At 50.1% G+C, this 21,128-nt stretch carries 19 protein-coding genes; all 19 read left to right on the top strand.

What is annotated here, in order from left to right; genetic code table 11:
- Nucleotides 1-68: 68 nt before the first annotated feature.
- The 19 genes from A3842_RS14270 to A3842_RS14185 all read left to right on the top strand — a co-directional run bounded on the left by A3842_RS14270 (nt 69) and on the right by A3842_RS14185 (nt 20,956).
- The gene (locus A3842_RS14270) at nt 69-923 is read left to right on the top strand and encodes a helix-turn-helix domain-containing protein (RefSeq protein WP_074083032.1); all 855 of its coding nucleotides are present in this window, start codon (nt 69-71) and stop codon (nt 921-923) included.
- Nucleotides 924-1,403: 480 nt separating this feature from the next.
- Entirely contained in the window at nt 1,404-1,565 is a 162-nt protein-coding gene (locus tag A3842_RS32525; protein WP_178381870.1) for a hypothetical protein, read from the top strand.
- Nucleotides 1,566-1,690: 125 nt separating this feature from the next.
- Nucleotides 1,691-3,208, top strand: a complete 1,518-nt coding sequence (locus A3842_RS14265) for a sensor histidine kinase (protein WP_256701697.1) — start codon at nt 1,691-1,693, stop codon at nt 3,206-3,208.
- A 23-nt stretch (nt 3,209-3,231) separates the two neighbouring features.
- Nucleotides 3,232-3,867 (top strand): response regulator, encoded by a 636-nt coding sequence (locus A3842_RS14260; RefSeq protein ID WP_074083036.1) that lies wholly within the window; start codon nt 3,232-3,234, stop codon nt 3,865-3,867.
- Between the two features lie 382 nt (nt 3,868-4,249).
- Nucleotides 4,250-4,990: a YveK family protein gene (locus A3842_RS14255; RefSeq protein WP_074083038.1), complete on the top strand. Its 741-nt coding sequence runs from the start codon at nt 4,250-4,252 to the stop codon at nt 4,988-4,990.
- Nucleotides 4,974-5,615, top strand: coding sequence for a CpsD/CapB family tyrosine-protein kinase (locus A3842_RS14250; RefSeq protein WP_074083040.1), 642 nt, complete (start codon nt 4,974-4,976; stop codon nt 5,613-5,615). Before A3842_RS14255 ends, A3842_RS14250 begins: the two co-directional genes overlap by 17 nt.
- 142 nt (nt 5,616-5,757) lie before the next feature.
- Nucleotides 5,758-6,645 (top strand): UTP--glucose-1-phosphate uridylyltransferase GalU, encoded by an 888-nt coding sequence (gene galU, locus A3842_RS14245; RefSeq protein WP_074083042.1) that lies wholly within the window; start codon nt 5,758-5,760, stop codon nt 6,643-6,645.
- Between the two features lie 53 nt (nt 6,646-6,698).
- Nucleotides 6,699-7,391, top strand: coding sequence for a sugar transferase (locus A3842_RS14240; protein WP_074083044.1), 693 nt, complete (start codon nt 6,699-6,701; stop codon nt 7,389-7,391).
- Between the two features lie 19 nt (nt 7,392-7,410).
- On the top strand, nt 7,411-8,352 hold the full coding sequence (locus A3842_RS14235; RefSeq protein ID WP_244169847.1) for a glycosyltransferase: 942 nt from the start codon (nt 7,411-7,413) through the stop codon (nt 8,350-8,352).
- A gap of 8 nt (nt 8,353-8,360) precedes the next feature.
- The gene (locus A3842_RS14230) at nt 8,361-9,707 is read left to right on the top strand and encodes an O-antigen ligase family protein (protein ID WP_074101826.1); all 1,347 of its coding nucleotides are present in this window, start codon (nt 8,361-8,363) and stop codon (nt 9,705-9,707) included.
- Nucleotides 9,704-10,477 (top strand): WecB/TagA/CpsF family glycosyltransferase, encoded by a 774-nt coding sequence (locus A3842_RS14225; protein WP_074083048.1) that lies wholly within the window; start codon nt 9,704-9,706, stop codon nt 10,475-10,477. Before A3842_RS14230 ends, A3842_RS14225 begins: the two co-directional genes overlap by 4 nt.
- 17 nt (nt 10,478-10,494) lie before the next feature.
- Entirely contained in the window at nt 10,495-11,940 is a 1,446-nt protein-coding gene (locus A3842_RS14220) for an O-antigen ligase family protein (protein WP_371916001.1), read from the top strand.
- Nucleotides 11,906-13,285, top strand: a complete 1,380-nt coding sequence (locus A3842_RS14215; RefSeq protein ID WP_074083052.1) for an oligosaccharide flippase family protein — start codon at nt 11,906-11,908, stop codon at nt 13,283-13,285. The genes A3842_RS14220 and A3842_RS14215 overlap by 35 nt, the downstream gene beginning before the upstream one ends.
- Before the next feature lie 232 nt (nt 13,286-13,517).
- Complete coding sequence (locus tag A3842_RS14210; protein WP_074083054.1) at nt 13,518-14,372, top strand: glycosyltransferase family 2 protein; 855 nt, start codon at nt 13,518-13,520, stop codon at nt 14,370-14,372.
- Nucleotides 14,359-15,552, top strand: coding sequence for a glycosyltransferase family 4 protein (locus tag A3842_RS14205; RefSeq protein WP_074083058.1), 1,194 nt, complete (start codon nt 14,359-14,361; stop codon nt 15,550-15,552). The genes A3842_RS14210 and A3842_RS14205 overlap by 14 nt, the downstream gene beginning before the upstream one ends.
- A complete protein-coding gene (locus tag A3842_RS14200) occupies nt 15,546-16,685 on the top strand; it encodes a glycosyltransferase family 4 protein (RefSeq protein WP_074083062.1) in 1,140 nt (379 codons plus the stop codon). Before A3842_RS14205 ends, A3842_RS14200 begins: the two co-directional genes overlap by 7 nt.
- Nucleotides 16,686-16,785: 100 nt before the next feature.
- Complete coding sequence (locus A3842_RS14195) at nt 16,786-17,886, top strand: glycosyltransferase (protein ID WP_074083064.1); 1,101 nt, start codon at nt 16,786-16,788, stop codon at nt 17,884-17,886.
- A gap of 4 nt (nt 17,887-17,890) precedes the next feature.
- Entirely contained in the window at nt 17,891-19,231 is a 1,341-nt protein-coding gene (locus A3842_RS14190) for a UDP-glucose dehydrogenase family protein (RefSeq protein ID WP_074083066.1), read from the top strand.
- A 351-nt stretch (nt 19,232-19,582) separates the two neighbouring features.
- A complete protein-coding gene (locus A3842_RS14185) occupies nt 19,583-20,956 on the top strand; it encodes a sugar phosphate nucleotidyltransferase (RefSeq protein ID WP_074083068.1) in 1,374 nt (457 codons plus the stop codon).
- Nucleotides 20,957-21,128: the final 172 nt, after the last annotated feature.

The following is a 21,128-nucleotide window of genomic DNA, read 5'->3' as shown; positions in this document are numbered from 1 at the left end:
GTTCATGTAGAATATGATCATCTTCAGATTAACCATATCACTCCTGGATAGAGGGAGGAATGCACATCATGTCCGAGGTCATGGATTATATGATCAGTCCATACCCCATAAGGATTATTGATCCCAAAGTAGAGTCTTCCAGGCTCAGGCTGAAGGCGATACAGATAGGTCAAGCGGGTCATCTTCCGGGAAGAATATTGTTTCGTACAAACGTTGTATTCGAACATTGGGCACTTGTATATATTTTATCCGGGAACGGTACCTATAGGGAGAACGGCGGCAAGATACAGCAGGTGCGTGCCGGAAGCCTGTTTTTCTTCCGTCCGGGCTGCAATTACAGCTTCGGACCTCCGCAGGGAGGAAGCTGGGACGAATACTATGTTAATTTCACAGGTACCCGTGTGACCGAATGGCTGGAAGCGGGACTTATTGAGGGGGGGACGGTATTCGAGGCTGCTGCATTTCAGGGGCTCACTTCCCTATTCGAGCAGGTGCTCGGACTGATGGAAGGCGGTGTACCTGCAGATGCGGACAGAGCGGCAGCTATGCTGGAGGGGATATTGCTGGAGTGCTCGCTAATCACTCAAGGCTTTGCCTGGACACGGGAGGCCGACATTATGCCCCAAATCCGCGAAGCGTTGAACACCTGCATCTACGGAACGCCGGATCTTTCGGACATTGCTGCCAGACATCATATTTCCATGTCAACCCTTCGCCGCCTTGTGCGGCACAGCAGCGGATACCCTTTGCATGAGTATATCCACCGGCTCAAAATGGCTGAAGCGAAGCATCTGCTGCTTAACACCTCCCTTCAGGTAAAAGCAATAGCCGGGATGCTGCATTACGCCGATTGTTTTTATTTTTCAAGGTTATTCAAGAAATATATGGGCATGTCTCCGCTCAACTGCCGCAAAAGCTTATAATTACCGACAAATTTCTACTTCATATGACGTAGACGTGTCGGAATTTGCGGTTTTTTCATTGACATCGGCAAAAATTAAATGTTATTATTTAGGGAATATTTGCAGAATCACGATAGTTCTTATAGACTATGCCGGAGATGAAGCCATGAGGGAATTTTACTGCATCAGTTGCCGCAGTCTCCATAAGGTGGATATACACAACCACACCGTACGTATTTTATCCACTGGTTATCATATCGTTGGCGAACAACGCTATCAGATTTGCATTTGTAATTCATCCAAGTTGCCCAAAGCTTTGCCGTCGGTGACCGAGTAGACTTCGAAAGACTGGAACGATTACCACAACCATAGATTTCAGCTGACAAAACAGTCTGTCCCATTTTAAGGGCAGGCTGTTTTTAGTTTAAATGCATGCTGGAATATATTACTTATTAATGAATTCGCTATCTTTAGAAAAGATGGATTGGATTTGATGATCCTTTGAAAAAAAAAGCCCTATTTAATGCAAAAATCATCAAATGTAAACGTTATCAACAAAAACAGGAACTTGTTATTGTGATTTTTCTCATGTATGATGCTTTTAAACAAAGCTTAGAAAAAGCTCGCATTTTCCAAAAACTGGAGAATAGGGTGGTGGGATGAAAATTAAAGCAACCGCGGAAGACAGAATGATTACACTTTACAGAAACATTTCTTTGTCCCTCACATCATTGATGTACCTCCTGGATCATACGGGACCTTCCGTCTTTTATAAATCCCTATTAATCATGCTGTTATTTTTATTTGCCCTAGTATTCACTGTTTATTACCGGAGGCTGCGTAAATGGCCGCGTGTTCTTATGCTTGCAGTGAGCATTGAGATCGCTGGAATCATTGTACTGGCGTTGTGTACTGGCGGATATGACAGTCCGTTTAAACTATACGTGCTTAATCCAGTACTCATCGCAGCAGGTTCCCTGTCCTTTTACTTCAGTTGGAGCCTGTTGTTTGGATATTTTGGGATATTCGCTGTATTTTGTTACTTTTTCATGAACTCATCCGGTAAAACATTTGCAGAAGCAGTGCTTGATAACGGCAACCTGTTTCTAGTCCTGGTACTTACGGTTATAATTATGCAAATGGTCAATCGGATCAAGCGGCAGCGGGAAGCGGCAAACGCACGGACGAACGAAACCATGGAGCATATTAAATCGCTCTATCACATTGTAGAGACTTCAAGTCAGCATGATTTTATGAACATCGGGCAAGTCATTACGGATTATGTGGTGAAGCTTACTAAGCTGGACAAAGCATTGTTCTGGTTTGCAAAGAAGAGTGGGGAGCCTGCCCCTGAGAGCCGTCAGACCGGCTGGCAGCAGGAGGAGGAATGGTTCCTGTTTGCAGAGCTGGAAAAGCATGAGCATGAATGGAGATTGCAGCGCGAACCTGTATTTAAAAGCCTACCCGGACTCGGAGACTTTCTGCTCATGCCTGTGAGAATGAGTACACGTTTTGTGGGCATGATTGGTGTCAAGCTGGAAGCATCGGAGGGGCTGGAAGGCCGCAGATGGTACATCCAGCAGTTAATGTTTCTTTCGGAGCTGAGCGCCATTATTCTGGAGCGTCATGAGCTTGGCGTTATTGAGAACCGGTTGATCATCACCAATGAGCAGAACCGGATTGCCGATGAAATGCATGATAGCGTGTCGCAGAGCCTTTTCGGCATTGTCTACGCAACTCATTCTCTGAAGCAGGCCTGGCGGAAGATGTCCGAATCCGAGCTGGAGGAGCAAATCGAGCTGATCCATGATTCAGCTACCAAGGTTGCAAAGGAGCTACGCATTACCATTTACAGCCTCAGCTCCAAAAAGAGCGGCGGTCCTACATGGCTGGGCATGGTTAGATCACATTTAAAAAGCTTATCCAGGCTGAATGATGTGGAAATTGAGTTAAAAATAACGGGGGATGATTTCAGTCTTCCTTATCCTTACCACAAGGCGCTCTTCCGGATTATATCCGAAGCGACAGGCAATGCCATACGTCATGGTGCTGCCAGCCGGGTGGATGTCGAACTGTCACTTAAGCCGAAATGGATCAGACTTTCGATAAGCGACGATGGCGTTGGTTTCGATACTGATCTGCTCTGGACCGAATCCGAGGATAATACCGGCGGACTAGGCATGAAGAATATGCAGTATCTGGCACAATCCCTAGGCGGTGACTTCCAGTTGTCCAGCAGTGAGAATGCAGGCACCAGAATATTAATTTCGATACCTGTCGGCGTGGCTGAACTAAAAAATGCATAAACTTTAGGCAGGAGGTCGTTCTAGTGAAAATCGTCATTGTTGATGATCACCCATTGGTTAGAAGAGGACTCGCGGCGGTCATTTCCATGCAGTCGAATCTGCATTTCGCCGGCGAAGCAACGAATGGCCAAGAAGCTCTTCTGATCATAGAAGAGACGCAGCCTGATCTTGTGCTTATTGATCTCAAGCTGGCCGATGAATCAGGTCTGGATGTCATCAAAGCAGCGCGTTCACGTGGGGTGATCAGCAAATTCATCCTATTGACCTCATCGGCGAGCCGGGAGGATTTCCTGAAGGCGGAAGAAGTACTGGTTGACGGGTATGTGCTCAAAGAAGCGCTGCCTGAGGAACTGCTGTTTGCCATTCAGCTGGTTCACAAAGGCCGAAAGTATTATGACCCCGGACTGATGGAAGATAAGATGCGGATGAACGGCAACAGTCCAACAGACGAATTGACTCCGAAAGAAAAAGAGGTGCTCATTGAGCTTGGACAGGGGGCAAGCAACCGGGAAATCGCCTCAAGGCTGTTCATCAGTGAGTTCACGGTGAAAAAGCATGTTAGCCAGATTCTGGCGAAGCTTCAAGTGGCTGACCGGACACAGGCAGCACTATACGCGAACGCGGTGGGGCTCACCAAGTATGAAATGTCATACGATTAACTTCCATTTAATTTAAATTATGTAAGAACACGGACGTAATAGTCTGTGTTTTTTTTTGCCTTCAGGAGGTTTTTTCGTACGATTTTTGTATTTCCTCTGATGTTAGAAAAGCCATCTGAACAGAATCTGAACAGGATGTACATGCCCATATGCCTGCGGACGTAGCTATTCATGCCACGGCTTGTCAGGCTTTTCCAGTCTTATGGTACTAAAGTATACCATGCGGTCCCTCTTTTGTAGTAAACCTCCTCACACGAAAGTGAAGATTAAAGTGATGGTATGACCCATGTGGGGATTCCCGGAGATTGATAAAATAAAAGCAAGATATCTGAAACTTTCATGATTGCTTTCAGAATGCAACGAATGCGGAAGGAGGGTTACTGTGGAAAAGACGATTTTAGATTACATTAACCTGATAAAGAAGAGGTTATGGTTAATCACACTGTTTGTATTAATCTCCTGTGCCACCACCTTCTATGTCAGCAAGAACTTCGTCGTGCCTGTCTACTCAGCCTCCGGACAGCTGCTCGTCAACAACGCCGCGAATGTCCCCGAGAGCAACAATCTTAATAATCTGAACTTCAGTCTCAACCTCATCGAGAGCTATAAGGAAATTATGAAGTCGCCAACGATTATGAAGAGCGTAGTAGCAGAACATCCGGAGTTCAATCTGACAGAACAGCAATTGGCTGGCAAGCTGCAGATTAAGTCTTCGGAAAAAAGCCAGGTGATCAACCTGAGCGTACAGGATGAGAGCTACACCAAAGCGGCTACGATAGTAAACGCGGTCTCACAAACATTCATCCGCAGTTTGCCGGCACTGATGAATCTGGACAACGTGGCATTCCTGACACCGGCAGATCCTACTGATGTTCCTGGACCCGTTAACGGCGGATCCACAATGAACATTATCATCAGTTTTGTAGTCTCGCTGATGGCAGCAATCGGAATTATTCTGCTGATGGAAACTCTCAACGGTACACTCCGGACAGAGAAGGAAGCAGAGTTCGATCTCGGACTTCCGGTGATCGCCAGCATTCCTGCGATCCGCAAACGGGACTTAGGAAAGTCGGCAAACGCTAAAGCAAGAGTAGGGGAGGGTGCTTATGTTACGGCTGAATAAAAGTCTGATTGCGGACATCAATCCATCCTCGCATATCTCCGAATCCTTCCGCTCGCTGCGCACTTACATTAGGCAGCTTGGGCTGCTGAAGGGCAGTGGAGGGCAAGTGCTCCTCTTCACTTCTGCTGAACGCGGGGAAGGCAAGACGACGATATTGTCGAATCTTGCAGTTTCCTTTGTACAGGACGGTAAAAAGGTGGCGGTTGTAGACTGCAACCTGAGACGTCCGGGGCTGCACAATGTGTTCGAGGTTGAAGGCAGTCAAGGACTTGCCGCATATCTCGGGGGCATGGAAGAAGCGAAGGACATTGCCGTTTACGGCAATCTGGCCAATCTGGCTGTAATCCCGGCGGGAATTACCAGCGTGAGTCCTCCGGACCTGCTGGGCAGTGAGAGAATGGCAGCCTTGCTGGAGGAACTGAAGGCGAACTTTGATCTGGTGCTGCTTGATTCGCCACAGGCAGTTGAATTCAGCGATGCACGCATCCTGGCTCCTCTGTCTGATGGACTGATTATCGTTGCCAGACACGGCAAGACCAAACGCGAGTCGCTCAAAAAGCTGAAAGGCCTGATGGAGCAGACAGGCGTGAAAATTCTCGGAATTGCTATGAATCAGACCAGATAGTACTTCCAAGCGGGTTTTGTTCTAAAGAGAAAATGAGTGGAGCCAATACTTACAAAACCTGGTGTATGCTTCCGAAGCAAGTTTTGTACGAAGAATATTCGGATGAGGCATATGCTTACAAAACTCTTAGGAGGTAAGTGCGATGAAGAAGGTAAAAAAGGTGATTATCCCCGCAGCAGGACTAGGAACGCGCTTCCTTCCGGCGACGAAAGCAATGCCTAAGGAAATGCTGCCAATCATTAACAAACCCACTATTCAGTACATTGTGGAAGAAGCGATCGCTTCCGGCATCGAAGACATCATCATCGTTACAGGTAAAGGGAAACGCGCAATTGAGGATCACTTCGACAACGCTTTTGAACTAGAGTCCAGACTGCTGGAAGACGGCAAGCTGGAGCTGCTGAAAGAGGTTCAGCGTTCATCGAAAGTTGAAATTCACTATATTCGTCAAAAAGAACCCAAAGGTCTGGGTCATGCAGTATGGTGCGCCAGACGCTTCATCGGAGACGAGCCCTTTGGCGTAATGCTGGGTGACGACATCGTAACCGGCAAAGTTCCCTGCCTGAAGCAGCTGATCGACCAATACGAGGAAACGCAGAATTCAGTCATCGGAGTCCAGGAAATTCCTGATGAATTCACCAACCGTTACGGCATCATTGAACCCGATTTGCAGGATGGACGATTGTACCGGGTTAATAATTTTGTCGAAAAACCGGCGATTGGCACCGCGCCATCCAATCTGGCGATCATGGGACGTTACGTATTCACTCCAAAGATCTTCAAATACCTGGATCTTCAGGAAAAAGGCGCAGGTGGTGAAATTCAGCTCACGGATGCCATTCAGAAGCTGAATCAGAGCGAGCGGGTATATGCTTATAACTTTGATGGTACGAGATACGATGTCGGTGAACGGCTGGGATATATTTTGACTACACTTGAATTTGCACTGCAAAGCGAGGATCTGCGGTATCCGGTGATGGATGCGATGGCTGAATGGCTCAGCAAAGAGGGATTAACTCTGAATAGTTGAAAGCCAAGTTTATACTTTCGAAAAGAGCAAACTTTTAGGAGGAATGAGGAGAAATGAGCATGCAAAAACTGCCGGAAGACTATGAGGCCGTCCTGCCGAAACTTTACATGCTACATGCCAAAGAAGGAAGTAAAGAAATGGATTCCTATCTGGTGATGAAGCGGATTATCGACATTTTTTTCTCCGCTCTTGGCCTTCTCGTGCTGCTGCCGCTGTTCATCGTGGTGGCGATCCTGATTAAGCTGGAAGATCCGAAAGGAAAGGTGTTCTTCCGTCAGAACCGGGTTGGCAAGGATGAGAAGCTGTTTCCAATGTATAAATTCAGATCCATGGTCTCCAATGCCGAGGAGCTGAAAGCGAATCTTTTGGCCTACAACGAGGTCAGCGGCGCGATGTTCAAGATCAAAAATGATCCCCGCATTACCCGTACAGGAAGATTCCTGCGCAAGACCAGCATTGATGAATTGCCACAGCTCTGGAATGTGCTGATGGGTCATATGAGTCTGGTGGGTCCCCGTCCTCCGCTAGTGGAGGAAGTTGCCCAATACACGGAATATGACAAGCAGCGGTTAATGGTTACACCAGGTTGCACGGGCTATTGGCAGGTAAATGCGAGAAACAGTGTCGGATTTGATGAAATGGTTCAGCTGGATCTGACCTACATCCATATCCGCAGCACGATGCTGGATCTCAAAATCATCTTCAAGACAGGCCTGATGCTGCTCGGCTCTAAAGATGCGTATTAATAAAATGGGAATTGGGTGAATGCCGATGCTTGTATACGGAGACGTTCCTAAGATTTCCATAATCATCTGTACCTACAACCGGGCAGCTTTGCTGCTTAAGACGCTTCAGTCGCTGTTGCCGCTGGAGAATCTGGATCAGGCCGAAGTCATTCTGGTGGATAACAGCTCCAAGGATGATACGGCAGCAGTGGTCAAGCGGTTTATGGATACGGAAGGTACAGATATGGATATCCGTTACATTCTGGAGCCGGTACAAGGGTTATCGGCGGCCCGGAATACAGGGATTCTGGCTTCCAAATCGCCGCTCATCGCTTTTCTGGATGATGATGCGATTCCTTGCCGGAATTGGATAACGACAATTGTAGACACGTTTGATCAAAAGCCTGAGGTCATGGCCATGGGCGGCAAGATTGCTCCAATCTTCGAAAGCAAGCGTCCGGATTGGCTGATCAAGCCGTTCGAGCTGCCTTACACCATCGTCGATTTGGGCAACCGCATTAAGGAATATCCGAAACGGCTTCATCCCTGCGGCGCGAATATGGCGATGCGCAAGGTGGCCTTTGATATCAGCCTGTTTCCACTGGAGCTCGGAAGAAAAGGAGATTCACTTCTCTCCGGTGAAGAGACCTGGCTGTTCAATCAGATTGAAAGTCAGGGACATTCGATTCTTTATCATCCGCAGATGGCTGTCGATCATTTCGTACCGGCCAACCGTTTGACGGAGGATTGGATAATGAAAAGATATTACAGTCAAGGCATATCCAACGCGATGAAAAGCGCTGGTGTGAAGGATAATCTGCTCCTGCTGGGTAAGACGGCCGCCAAAATCATCTATGTGATGGCTGACTCGATCCTCTCCAGAAGCCAGGGAAGAAAACTTCTGAACAAATGCCGGTTGGAGAGTATTCGCGGAACTCTTCATATGATCTGGAACCGGAAGAGGGAATCTGCAGCGGGGTGAGGGAGACAATGACGAATTTTGAGTGGGGCTCCAAAATAAATGCTTTACCATACGGAATGCTCTATCTCATGTCCGCACTGTTCCTAGGAACAGCGGTCATCTATCAGCCGGTAATAGCGATAGCAGCCGTACTCCTGATTATATTGCTGGTTGTCTCGATCACTCGTCCTGAACTCATCAGCTATTTCGTCCTGCTCACGACAGCGGTCTCCATCAACTTTCTGTATCCCGGCAGCATGTTCGGCGTTGAGATTCTCTCGCTTTACAAGCTGGTGATCCTGATGCTGCTGGTACCCTGCATTCTGGTGAACGGATTGAAGTTCCGTTTGAGCCCGCCCCTTTGGGCGATGGTGGGGCTGCTATTCATCACCTTTGGCACCTCCATATGGCTGCCGGAGATGAACGGGTCCATTGCAATCAAGGCATTTATCGGTTTGTCCCTTCCTTTTGTCTTCCTCCTGATTAACTGGAAGAGGGAAGTAGCTGAACGGCAAATCCGTATTATCGCTTCGCTCCCACTAATGAGTGTGCTGGCCGGAATCGCCCTGCAAGTCGCACATCTTCACTCATTCCTCGATGTGGAGTTCACAGGCGCTGTACGAGTTCAGGGAGCGAACATTCCGGCGCATCTGGCGATGCTGGCCTTCATGGGCGTGGGAATTGCCTTCATTGAGATCAAGCGCAGTCCGCAGCATGCACGTTACTTCTATACCATGCTGGCGCTGAACTTCCTGATTCTCATTGGAACCGGGACACGCGGACCGATATTGGCACTGGTGTTAATGGCTCTGTACTATTTCTACGATATTTCGCGGCAGTACCTGAAGGGCAGAACACAATTTCTGATTCCGCTCCTGTGCTCGGTTATTCTGATCTTCTCGGCGGTATATCTGCAGCTCGACAACATCAAGAAGCGTTCCTTCGAACGCACGACGGAGACGACGGTTGACTTATCGGGACGTGCAGAAGCCTGGGAGTACTTCCTGAACAAGGCGGCAGATTCTCCGTGGTCGGGCAGAGGACTTGGAGCCGTTACGGTGGCGAACGACGGGACACTGTATAAAGGATTCGTGGTTCCCCACAACGAGTATATCCGCTTTTACTTTGATGGAGGGTATATCGGAGCCATACTGCTTCTCATTTCATTATTGGCTGTGTTTACTCTGGTGTACAGAGCTTTGGCAAAGCCAGTCAAACCATATTATCTGTTCTTCTTAGCAGGGTTTATGATTTATTCGTTTTCCGACAACACGCTGTCGACGGTCCAATCGATTATTCCATTTTGTTGGTACCTGAACTGCCTGTATCGATCTTCACAGCCAACCGATTCCCCACAAAAAGAAGTGATACGATGAACCAAGTGAACATGTTCGATGTCAATTTCGATAACTATGATTTCATGGACCTGCTTGATTACATTGATAAGACTATTCAGGAGCGGTCACAATCGTACATCCTGACCTGCAATGTCGATCATGTGATCAAGCTTCGCAAGGACAAAGAGTTCCAGACCGTCTATTCCGAAGCAGGTGCTGTAGTGGCAGACGGAATGCCGCTCATCTGGGCCTCAAAAATGCTTGGTAAGCCGCTGAAGCAAAAGGTATCGGGAGCAGACCTTTTCAGCCGCCTAGGCAATGCCTTTGAGCAAAGGAAGTACCGGCTGTTCTTCCTCGGCTCTGCACAAGGTGTGCCGGAGCAGGCAACCAAGAATCTTAAAGCGGCCTATCCCGGCATGAATATTGTCGGCTGCTATTCTCCTTCCTACGGCTTTGAGCACAACGATGAAGAGAACCAGCGTATTATCGAAATGCTGACAGAGAGTCAGCCGGATATTGTGTTCGTAGGCGTGGGAGCGCCGAAGCAGGAGAAGTGGATTTACCGGCATTACAACTCTTACGGGGCGCCGATCTCCATTGGCGTGGGAGCGACCTTTGACTTTTTGTCAGGATCGGTGAAGCGGGCGCCGGATTTTATGCAGAAAACAGGACTCGAATGGTTCTGGCGACTCAGCCAGGAACCGGGCCGGCTCTGGAAAAGATATCTTGTCGATGACGCTCAATTCCTGGTTCTGCTGCTCAAGGAGCTGCGCAAACGGGATAAAGCAAAGGGAGGCAGGCTGGAATGAATGTAAGTCTTCCGTCCATGAAGTCAGCAGGAACGCTGCTGCTGATCTGCGGTATATGTCTTGGGCTTCCGCTGATGATCGGGTTTGCCAGTGCGAAGCTCAGCTCTTCCAATAGTCTTCAGGGGATTATCCTGGCGGGAATCCTGTTTCCGGCCTTCCTGCTGGCATTGCTGAAGCCGAAGGCGCTAATCGCCTATACCTTGCTGGTCTGGGCGGTTGCTCCAGAGCTGCGGCGGATCGCTGATTGGTCGGAGGGAGTCTATCATTCTGTATCACTGCTCAGTCTGGCGCCGCTGCTCACGGGTGCTACCCTGGCAATTCCGGTGCTGGGGGAGATTCACCGCATCCGCAAATCCTCCACCCGGATTATCCTGTTGTTCTCGGTGGCACTCGCTTACGGAGCGCTGATTGGCCTGGCGAAGAACGGCATAGGCTCAGTGTACGATCTGGCCAATTATATCGTACCCTTGCTGCTGATTCCGTTCTTCGCGGTAACCCGCTTTAGACCGAAAGACATTGACCGGTTGCTGTATGCTTTTGCGAACATCGCCGTTCTCGTAGCCATTTACGGAATCGTCCAGTATTTGATCGTTCCGCCTTGGGACGCCTTCTGGATGAAGAATGCCGATATGATGTCCATTGGCACACCGTATCCTTTGGAAATCCGGGTTTTCTCCACGCTGAATTCACCCGGACCTGCAGCGACCTTCCTGGTCTTTGCCCTGGTACCGATGATTCTGGAGAAAAGATGGCAGGGTACCCTGCGCTGGATTGGCGTTATGCTCGTTGTCGTCTGCCTCCTGACCACATTGGTGCGTTCAGCCTGGCTGGTCATGCTGGTCATGCTGCTGGTATACATCGCTTCCTCCCCGTCAAAGGGCAAATGGAAGGCGCTGCTCCAACTGGTCTTCGTCGCTGCCGTACTGTTCTGGATTGTCCCTAAGCTTCCGGGCGCGGAAGGGCTGGTCGCCCGTATGGAGACACTGACCTCTGTGCAGGAAGACCACTCCTATAATGAACGCCTGAGTCTATGGCAGAACATGCTTCCGATGGTGGCGTCCAATCCGATCGGCCAAGGCATAGGCAGTGTAGGCCAGGGTACCAAGATCGGCAACGGTGGAGAACTTGGCGAATACGGAAATATGGACAACGGTGTGATCGCCTTACTGCTCACCTTCGGGGTCCTGGGCGCATTGTTCTTCTTTGGTGCCCTGGGCGCAGTCATTAAACAAATTATAGTCAGAGTGACCAGCAGAGACAGTCTTCAGCCATATGCCCGGTTATCACTGGCAGCATGGATGGGAGCAGTGGTCAGTCTGGTATCGGACAACGGTTTTCCCGGACTCAAGGGCTACCTGATCTGGATGCTGATCGGACTAGGGCTTGGGGCCAAAGAGATTATTGATAGCAGAAAGAAGGGAACACCACATGCAGCCATTGAACGCGAAATCACTTCCCACTAGCACCGTCTGGTCCTCGCTTCGGCGGTTTACCAAGAGCAAGGACAACAGCTCCGCAGCTGTGAAGACTATGTTCGTCAGCGTGCTGATCCTGCTGGTGAATATGCTGACCGGTGTGCTGACCGCCCGCTACCTGGGTCCTACAGGACGCGGAGAACAGACAGCTATGGTGAACTGGTCACAGTTTCTGGCGTTCAGCATGAGTTTCGGGATTCCTTCGGCGCTGATCTACAACGCCAAGAAGAATCCGGATGAAGCAGGCGTACTCTATCGGGTGGCCTTGCTAATCGCACTGGCCTTCGGGACCGCAGCCATGATTGTCGGGATTGTGATCCTTCCGTATTGGCTGAAATCCTTCAGCCCGAATGTCGTACTGTTTGCGCAATGGTCAATGATCCTGTGCCCGCTGATCGTGGTCTCACAGATCAACAATGCAGCTTTCCAGTTCAGAGGTGATTACAAGACCTTCAACTGGCTGCGGTATCTGCTCCCGCTGTTGACGCTGGTAGCCATCGGAATTCTGATCCTCACCCATTCGATGAATCCTTTTACAACTGCAGTTGCATATCTGGTACCTTCAGTGCCGGTCTTCATCTGGATGACGGTTACCCTGCTCCGTACCTACAGAGTGAAGATGAAGGATGCTTACAAGAATTTCAAAAGACTGTTCACCTATGGACTCGGTTCCTACGGAAATGATCTGCTCGGACAGTTCTCCTTCTATATCGACCAGATCATTATCGCCGGCCTGCTGCGGCCAGCCGATCTGGGATTATATGCGGTAGCGGTAAGCCTCTCGCGGATGGTCAACTTCTTCTCGAATTCGATCACCGTGGTGCTCTTTCCAAAAGCTTCCGAGCTGTCCAAGGATGAGGCCATTTCCCTTACCTTCAAAGCCTTTCGGATCAGCACAACGTTCACCCTGCTGGGCTCCCTGTTCCTGATGCTGGTTGCACCATTCGTGATTCCGCTGCTGTACGGCAAAGATTTCAACACAGCTCTGACAGTGTTCCGGCTGCTGCTGCTGGAAGTTACGATCAGCGGAGGCACATTGATACTGGCCCAGGTGTTCATGGCGCTCGGCAAACCGAAGTTCGTATCGATCCTGCAAGGGGTCGGATTGATCCTGGTGATTCCGCTACTGTTCCTGCTGGTGCCGAAATTCGGATTGTTCGGGGCAGGGGTAGCGATGCTCTCCTCGGCAGTGCTGCGGTTCTTATTTATTATCCTGAATATCAAATACAACCTGAAGGTCAAGCTGCCCCGCCTTATCATTAACGGGGATGACATTCAGTGGATGAAGACGACGATGAATTCCTATATTCGCAAAAAACCTATGGATACCTAAGCAAGCGAGCAGAGGCACTAAGCGAGCCGCTTCTCTGCTTAAATAATAATGGACGGTGTTGAGAGGAAAGTAGAGAAAGTTTGGAGCTGTAGAAGCGTAGCGTTCGCCTTTGTCTTCTGATTTCAACCGCAGCTGCGGTCTTAAATAAAGAAATCAGAAGACAACAGCGATCGGAAGCCCAAACATTTCTCGAATTGACGACAAACACCGGACTGAAAAGGAGGATACCTTCATGGATTCAGTGAAAAGCGTGCTTGGCAGCCCGGGCAGTTACCCGATATCCGCTGTCATCATTGCTCAGGATGACGAAGTTCGAATATCCAAAGCAATTCAGTCCTGCCGACTATTCGCCGATGAGGTGGTTGTAATCGACGGAGGGAGCAAAGACGGGACGGTGCAACTCGCCGAAAGCTTGGACTGCCGGGTGTTCGTTAACCCATGGCCCGGATACGCGAAACAAAGGGAATTCGGAGTGGAACGCGCCGTCCATGATTGGGTCTTCCTGATTGATACCGACGAAGTGGTCAGCGATGAGCTGGCGCAGGACATTCTGGACCGCAAGCCGGGACTTACAGACAGGGAAGTAGCGTTCTCGCTGTACCGGATCGGTGATTTTCTGGGCAAGTGGCTGGATAAAGGTGAATACCTGGTGCGTCTCTATAACCGCACGGCATATGCCATCCGCAACAGTCTGGTGCATGAAATACCTGAGGTACCAGAGGAAAAGACGGTCAAGCTGAACGGAATACTCTGGCATCAGGGCTTCCGCAGCATCAATGACCATGTCGCCCGCTTTAACAAATATACCGATCTGGAAGCACAAACGGCTTATGCCAGCGGCAAGCCCTTTAAGATCAGCCGCTTGCTGATTCGCCCGCCGGCTCGCTTTTTACAGAAATATTTCCTGCATGGTCTGTACAAAAAAGGGATTTCAGGGTTTGCGGTATCCATATTCTGGGTGATGTATGAATTCATGGTCGGCTTCAAGCATTACGAACTGAACAGCTCCGGCAAGCTGGCCCGGCATAATGCACTGGGTCAGGCGGAAAAAGAGAAAAAAGGGGAGAGAAGCTATGCCGTACAGTGACGGATTGAACATTATGACTACTGGCCTTAGCTGGCCCTCTTTACAGCCAGGCGGACTCAACACGTATTTCAAATCCGTCTGTGAGCAGCTCTCTTCACGCAACAAGGTGCACGCGCTGATCTGCAGTCAAGAGACGCCTGCCACCGCCAAAGAGCTGATTATCCACAACGCCGGCGACCCCAAACAGACCATTTGGAAGCGCAAGGATGCGTTCCAGCGTAAGGCAGCGGATCTGATGGGGAATGGAAGCGGACGTATAGATATTCTCTATTCCCACTTTGCACCTTATGGAATCGGCCCGGCGCTCGAAGCCAAGAAACGCGGCATTCCTGTGGTGATGACCTTCCATGGTCCGTGGAATGAAGAGATGAAGATCGAAGGTCAAGGAATCAAACACCGGGTCAAAACAACCATTGCCAAATCGATTGAACATAAAGCCTATAAGCTTGCGGACAGATTCATCGTACTCAGCGAATACTTCCGCGACATGCTGCACAGCCTGCACGGGGTGCCGCTGCATAAGATCACAGTGATCCCTGGTGCTGCTAATGTGGACCGCTTCATCCCTGCTACGAACAGGCTGGCGATCCGGCGGACACTGAATCTTCCAGAGGGAGCAACCACCGTTCTAACGGTGAGACGCCTGATGAACCGGATGGGGCTTTTACAGCTGCTGGAGGCCTGGAAGCAGGTCGCCGAGCGTTTCCCGAATGCGATTCTGCTGATTGGCGGCAAAGGCCCGTTGCGCGGAGAGCTGGAGGAGAAAATTGCAGACTACGGACTCGGCAACAAAGTAAGGCTGCTGGGATATATTCCTGACCATGAACTAGCCTCTTATTATCAGGCAGCGGACATGTTCGTGGTTCCATCCCAGGCACTGGAAGGGTTCGGACTCATCACCGTCGAGTCATTGTCCTCCGGACTTCCCGTTATGGCGACTCCTGTAGGCGGCAACAAAGAAATTCTGCAGGGCTTCCGGCCGGAGCTGCTGTTCAAGGGTTCATCCAGTGATGATATGGCGGAAGGCATGATTCACATGCTGAGTAACCGTAAGCTGCTGCCGGGCCGTGACGAATGCAGAAACCATGTGCTCGAGAAGTATACCTGGCAGCATGTAGGCGACCAAGTAGAATCCGTATTCCTTGAAACGTTGGGAAAGGGTGTGGCTGCAGGATGCTAAAAGTCGCTTATATCGATCACACCGCCAAATGGAGCGGCGGAGAGGTGGCGCTGTTCAACATCCTCACCAATATCGGTGAAGAGATTGAACCGCTCGTGATCCTCGCTGAAGAAGGAACACTTGCCGAACGTCTCCGGGAGAAAGGCATTGATGTACGCGTCATCCCGATGGATGAAAGCATCCGCAACCGCGGACGGAATGCCGTCAATCTCGGTGCACCTGCTGCCGCGCTTGGACTACTGTCCTATGGCCGCAAGCTGGCTCCCATCCTCAAGCAGGAGAAAGTGGATTGTGTGCATACCAATTCCCTGAAATCGGCATTCTACGGAGCCGTTGCCGCCAAAAAAGCCGGTGTGCCGCTGATCTGGCATATCCGCGATCACATCGGCGCCCCTTACCTCAAGCCGGTTGTCGCCAAGGCGATCCGGCTGATGTCGCGCCTGCTGCCGAACGGTGTCATTGCGAATTCGCATTCCACGTTGAATGCGCTGGAGCTACCCCGTACGAAGAAGACACTGGTTGTCTATTCCGCTTTTGCCAAAGCAATTGGTGAAGGCATCGGCAAAAGGGATCAGAAGGATTTCAACGTTCTGCTGGTAGGCCGGCTCGCGAACTGGAAAGGCCAGCATATCGTCCTGGAAGCGGCTAAGGCTTTTAAGAACGATAGCCGGGTGAAATTCTGGCTGGCCGGGGATGCCCTGTTCGGTGAAGAAGAATACAAAAATGAGTTAATTCAGAAGATGCAGCAGGATCAACTGACCAATGTCAGCCTGCTGGGTCATGTGGAAGATATACAAGGCCTAATGAACAAAGCCGATTTGCTGATCCACACCTCGATTACACCTGAACCGTTTGGCCAGGTGATTGTCGAAGGCATGGCGGCTGGACTTCCGGTCATTGCCTCCAATGAAGGCGGGCCGGTAGAGATTGTGGTTCCCGGTGTCACGGGAATGCTGATCCAGCCTGGAGACCCAGTCGTACTTGCAGACTCCATCACCTGGATGCTGAACCATCCCGAAGAGCGAAAACGGATGGCGGATAGTGGAATGAAACGGGTGAAAGAGCATTTTGTCATCGAAAATACGGTCAAGGATATCGTCGATTACTACAAAGGCTTGCTGGCAGCGACCTGACCTTATGTAAGACAAGAGCTTGTAGCTCGATCAGGAACTAATACATCCATGCGTTCACTACTTGATGATGCTGCTCCATAAAACTTTGAGGATGATTCACATGAAAATTGCGATAGCGCACGATTACTTAATCCAAATGGGCGGGGCGGAAAGAGTAGTGGAGGTATTCCACCACATGTATCCGGATGCTCCGATCTTCACGACGGTTTTTAACGGAAGCCGGCTGACCGACAACCTCAAAGACGCGGATATCCGGGCCTCCTGGCTGCAAAAAATCCCGGGAGTGAAGACCAATTTTAAAGGGGTGCTGCCGCTTTATCCCATGGCCATCCGTGATTTGGACTTTCGCGGGTATGATATCGTCCTGAGTTCCAGCAGTGCTTTCATGAAAAGCATACAGGTGCCCGAGTCTACGTTTCATCTTTGCTACTGTCATACTCCAATGCGGTTCGCCTGGGACTATGACACCTACATGGAGCGGCAATCGAATTCCGGATTGTTCAAAAGACTGCTCAAGGTCTACATGCAGCGCCTTAAGAACTGGGACCAGCGGACTTCGAAGAATGTAAACCAGTTCGTTGCCAATTCGTCCGTAGTAAAAACGCGGATTCAGAATTATTACCACCGGGATGCGGATGTGATTTTTCCACCGATCAACACGGCACGCTTCAGCAGTTCGTCCTCTATAGGCGATTACTACCTGATTGTATCCCGGCTTGTATCCTACAAGCGGATTGATCTGGCGGTGGAAGCCTTCAACCGCAACGGTCTGAAGCTCTATATCGTCGGTGACGGGCCGGACCGCAAGCGTCTGGAGGGCATGGCCAAAGACAATGTATCGTTTCTGGGCCGGCTTGAGGATACGGAGGTTACGGGCCTGATGTCGAAGTGCCGGGCGTTCATTTTTCCCGGAGAAGAGGATTTTGGCATCACGCCACTTGAGGCGAATGCCGCAGGAAGACCAGTGATTGCCTATCAGGCCGGAGGGGCACTGGATACCATCGTACCCTATGTCAACGGCGTATTCTTCCAGCATCAGGAAGTTGATGATTTGCTTAAGGCCATTTACGAAGTGGAGTCCTACGCGTGGGACATTGGGCAGATTATGGGTCATGCGCGTAAATTCGATGAACAGGCGTTTATGGTTCAGTTCAAGCAGTATGTAGAACAGGCCTACGTCAATTTTCTAAAAGGAGGATGAGTGTATGAAGCTGACAGTAATCGGTACCGGCTATGTCGGTCTTGTATCTGGCGTATGTTTTACACTGAATGGGAACCATGTGATTTGCGTGGATAAGGATGAGGAAAAGATTGAAAAGCTGGGCCGGATGGAATCCCCCATCTACGAGCCGGGTATCGAAGCGCTGATAGAAATGAATTTGCGTGAAGGCAGGCTTTCTTTCTCCTCCGATCTTCAGGAATCGGTAAGACGCTCCGATATCGTCATTCTGGCTGTAGGGACACCTTCACTACCGGGCGGCGAAGCGGATCTGAGATATATCGAAGGTGCAGCCATAGAAGTCGCTCAAGCGATGGAAGGCTACAAAATCATCATGACCAAGTCAACTGTTCCTGTTGGCACGAACGAGAAAATCCGTGGTATCATCGCTTCCCATACGAGTCATCCCTTCGATATCGTCTCCGCTCCGGAATTCCTGCGTGAAGGCTCAGCCATCCGCGATACGCTCCATCCTGACCGGATTGTCATCGGACTTGATAACCCGGAGCTTGAGCCAACGATGCGCCAGCTTCACCAGGGCTTCACGGAAAATGTGTTCGTAACGGATATCCGCAGTGCGGAAATGATCAAATATGCATCCAATGCTTTTCTGGCAACCAAGATCTCCTTTATTAACGAGATTGCCAACATTTGCGAAAAAGTGGGAGCTGATGTAACCCTGGTGGCGGAAGGCATGGGGATGGACCGTAGAATCGGCTCCTCGTTCCTGCAGGCCGGCATCGGTTATGGAGGCTCCTGTTTCCCGAAAGATACCAATGCGCTGATCCAGATTGCGGGCAACGTGGATTACGAGTTCAAGCTGCTGAAATCCGTAGTCGAGGTGAACAAGGGGCAGCGGTTCATGATTATCTCCAAGCTGCATGAATCCCTTGGCAACCTGCGTGGCGCAGTGATCGGTGTATGGGGCCTGGCCTTCAAACCGAACACCGATGATGTACGCGAAGCACCCGCCCTTGAAATTGTTGAGGTACTGGTGGCCGAAGGCGCTATAGTGAAGCTGTATGATCCGATTGCTGCAGATAACTTCAGACAGCAGTACGATCATCCGCAGCTCCGCTGGTGCGGTCTGCCGGAAGAAGCGGCAGAAGGCAGTGATGCAGTATGCCTGCTGACCGACTGGAGCATGTTCAAGGATATTGATCTGCATAAGCTTGCGGAGAGCATGCGCCGCCAGGTGCTGATCGATGGCCGCAACGTGTACTCCAAGGAGCAGATCGAGGGCACCGGCCTTGAATACCATTCCGTCGGCCGCCCGCAAATGGGGGGCCTGAGCGGCTACTCCCCCAGCGTAGCCGGAGCGGTCTAAGCGCTGCTAAGTCGGCCCGCTCTCGGCTCTTCCCTGCCGCGCAAACAAGCGGCAATGCCGGATCTTTAGCAGGGCGCTTCGCCTGCTGGGTGAAGCAAGCAGATAGGCTGTTAAGGGAAGAAACGGAGAGGAATTTTGGAACTGTAGGAGCGGAAGCGACCGCCTTTGTCACCGGATTTCAACTGCGCTTAGCAGTCTAATCGAAGAAATCTGGTGACAACAGCGGCCGAAAGTCCAAACATTCCTTGCAGTGACTCCCGCAACAGCTCGATTCCAAGCTTTTCACAAGTCAAAGCGCACAATAACAATCCGATATTTTCGCGACAACACATAAATGAGGAGGGTTCACTTATGAAACTGGTACTTCTATCTGGCGGTTCTGGTAAACGTCTCTGGCCTTTATCCAATGATTCACGTTCCAAGCAATTTCTGAAGGTACTGCAAAGTCCGGCTGGGGAGCCGGAATCCATGGTACAACGTGTATGGAGACAACTGCAGGAGACAGGGATGGCGGAATCCTCGTACCTTGCGACCGGCCGCAGCCAAGTGGAGATGATACAGAGCCAGCTCGGCGCAGAGGTGCCTATCATTGTGGAGCCGGAACGCCGGGATACCTTCCCTGCCATCGCTTTGACTGCAGCTTATCTGTATTCCGTGGCAGGAGTGTCTCCCAGCGAGACAGTGGCCATTTTGCCGGTCGATCCTTATGTGGAGGCATCATTTTTTGACACCGTCGTCCAGCTTGAAGCAACGATGGAACAAAGCGGCGCAAACCTGGCGCTGATGGGGGTTGTTCCTGAGCTGGCTTCCGAGAAATACGGCTATATTATTCCTACCAGTGACGAGGCAGCGGCAAGCGGCTATCTGCAGGTGAGCCATTTCCAGGAGAAGCCGGACCGTGTACAGGCTGAAGAACTGATCAGCAAGGGCGCGTTGTGGAACTGCGGAGTATTTGCATTCCGTTTGGGTTATTTGCTGGATATTTTGCAGCGTAAAGGTCTGCCTTTGAACTATGAGGAGCTGCAGAAGCAATATAAATTGCTGGCTTCCATCAGTTTTGACTACGAAGTGGTAGAAAAAGAGGAGAAGATCGTCGTTCAGCCTTACGCCGGTTTCTGGAAGGATCTTGGCACATGGAATACCCTCACAGAAGAAATGAGCAGCAACCACGTGGGTAAAGGGTTCGTGACTGCCGATTCTGAAGGAACCTGCCTGATCAACGAACTGGATATTCCGATTACAGTCATCGGTGCGAAAGATTTAATCATCGCAGCCAGCCCGGATGGCATTCTGGTCACTCACAAAGCCGAAAGCCCGCGGATTAAGGAAGTGCTGAAGTCTTTTGAACAAAGACCCATGTACGAGGAACGCCGCTGGGGCCACTATAAGGTTATTGATTATGTGAAATATGATGAGGGCAACGAGGTGCTGACCAAGCGGATTTTCATAGCCGAAGGTAAAAACATCAGCTACCAGCTGCATCACAAACGCAGTGAAATCTGGACGATTGTCAGCGGGGAAGCCAGCATTGTGCTGAATGAGAAGATGCATAATGTGAAAGCAGGAGATGTAGTGCGCATACCGGAAGGCACAAAACATGCAATCCTGGCGCTAACCGATGTAGAGTTCATTGAGGTGCAGACCGGTTCAGAGCTGGTCGAAGAGGATAATATCCGCATCACACTGGACTGGAAGGATATTGCTCTTCATCAATTCATTTCTTAAAATAGGAACGCTGATCGCGCTGTAAAATTCGACTGAATCGTCCCGGTTGATGTATAGGATGGGCCTAAACCTAGGGCTAAATTATCTATTTACCCAATTGTGTCAAATCCAAAACAGGTATTAAGAACCATTTATTAAGAAAAATTCATTAATGCTCTAAACTAAAAAATTA

Source organism: Paenibacillus sp. P3E (assembly GCF_001909045.1).
In the GTDB taxonomy this organism is placed as follows: domain Bacteria; phylum Bacillota; class Bacilli; order Paenibacillales; family Paenibacillaceae; genus Paenibacillus_AQ; species Paenibacillus_AQ helianthi.
Note: the sequence above shows the minus strand (reverse complement) of the source record. Positions and strands in the feature narration are given on the sequence as shown.

Coding starts and splice junctions, on each gene's coding strand:
- A3842_RS14270 (WP_074083032.1), top strand. CDS start 69: ATGTCCGAGGTCATGGATTATATGATCAGTCCATACCCCATAAGGATT.
- A3842_RS14265 (WP_256701697.1), top strand. CDS start 1,691: ATGCTGTTATTTTTATTTGCCCTAGTATTCACTGTTTATTACCGGAGG.
- A3842_RS14250 (WP_074083040.1), top strand. CDS start 4,974: ATGTTACGGCTGAATAAAAGTCTGATTGCGGACATCAATCCATCCTCG.
- galU (WP_074083042.1), top strand. CDS start 5,758: ATGAAGAAGGTAAAAAAGGTGATTATCCCCGCAGCAGGACTAGGAACG.
- A3842_RS14240 (WP_074083044.1), top strand. CDS start 6,699: ATGAGCATGCAAAAACTGCCGGAAGACTATGAGGCCGTCCTGCCGAAA.
- A3842_RS14235 (WP_244169847.1), top strand. CDS start 7,411: ATGCCGATGCTTGTATACGGAGACGTTCCTAAGATTTCCATAATCATC.
- A3842_RS14230 (WP_074101826.1), top strand. CDS start 8,361: ATGACGAATTTTGAGTGGGGCTCCAAAATAAATGCTTTACCATACGGA.
- A3842_RS14225 (WP_074083048.1), top strand. CDS start 9,704: ATGAACCAAGTGAACATGTTCGATGTCAATTTCGATAACTATGATTTC.
- A3842_RS14220 (WP_371916001.1), top strand. CDS start 10,495: ATGAAGTCAGCAGGAACGCTGCTGCTGATCTGCGGTATATGTCTTGGG.
- A3842_RS14215 (WP_074083052.1), top strand. CDS start 11,906: ATGCAGCCATTGAACGCGAAATCACTTCCCACTAGCACCGTCTGGTCC.
- A3842_RS14210 (WP_074083054.1), top strand. CDS start 13,518: ATGGATTCAGTGAAAAGCGTGCTTGGCAGCCCGGGCAGTTACCCGATA.
- A3842_RS14205 (WP_074083058.1), top strand. CDS start 14,359: ATGCCGTACAGTGACGGATTGAACATTATGACTACTGGCCTTAGCTGG.
- A3842_RS14200 (WP_074083062.1), top strand. CDS start 15,546: ATGCTAAAAGTCGCTTATATCGATCACACCGCCAAATGGAGCGGCGGA.
- A3842_RS14195 (WP_074083064.1), top strand. CDS start 16,786: ATGAAAATTGCGATAGCGCACGATTACTTAATCCAAATGGGCGGGGCG.
- A3842_RS14190 (WP_074083066.1), top strand. CDS start 17,891: ATGAAGCTGACAGTAATCGGTACCGGCTATGTCGGTCTTGTATCTGGC.
- A3842_RS14185 (WP_074083068.1), top strand. CDS start 19,583: ATGAAACTGGTACTTCTATCTGGCGGTTCTGGTAAACGTCTCTGGCCT.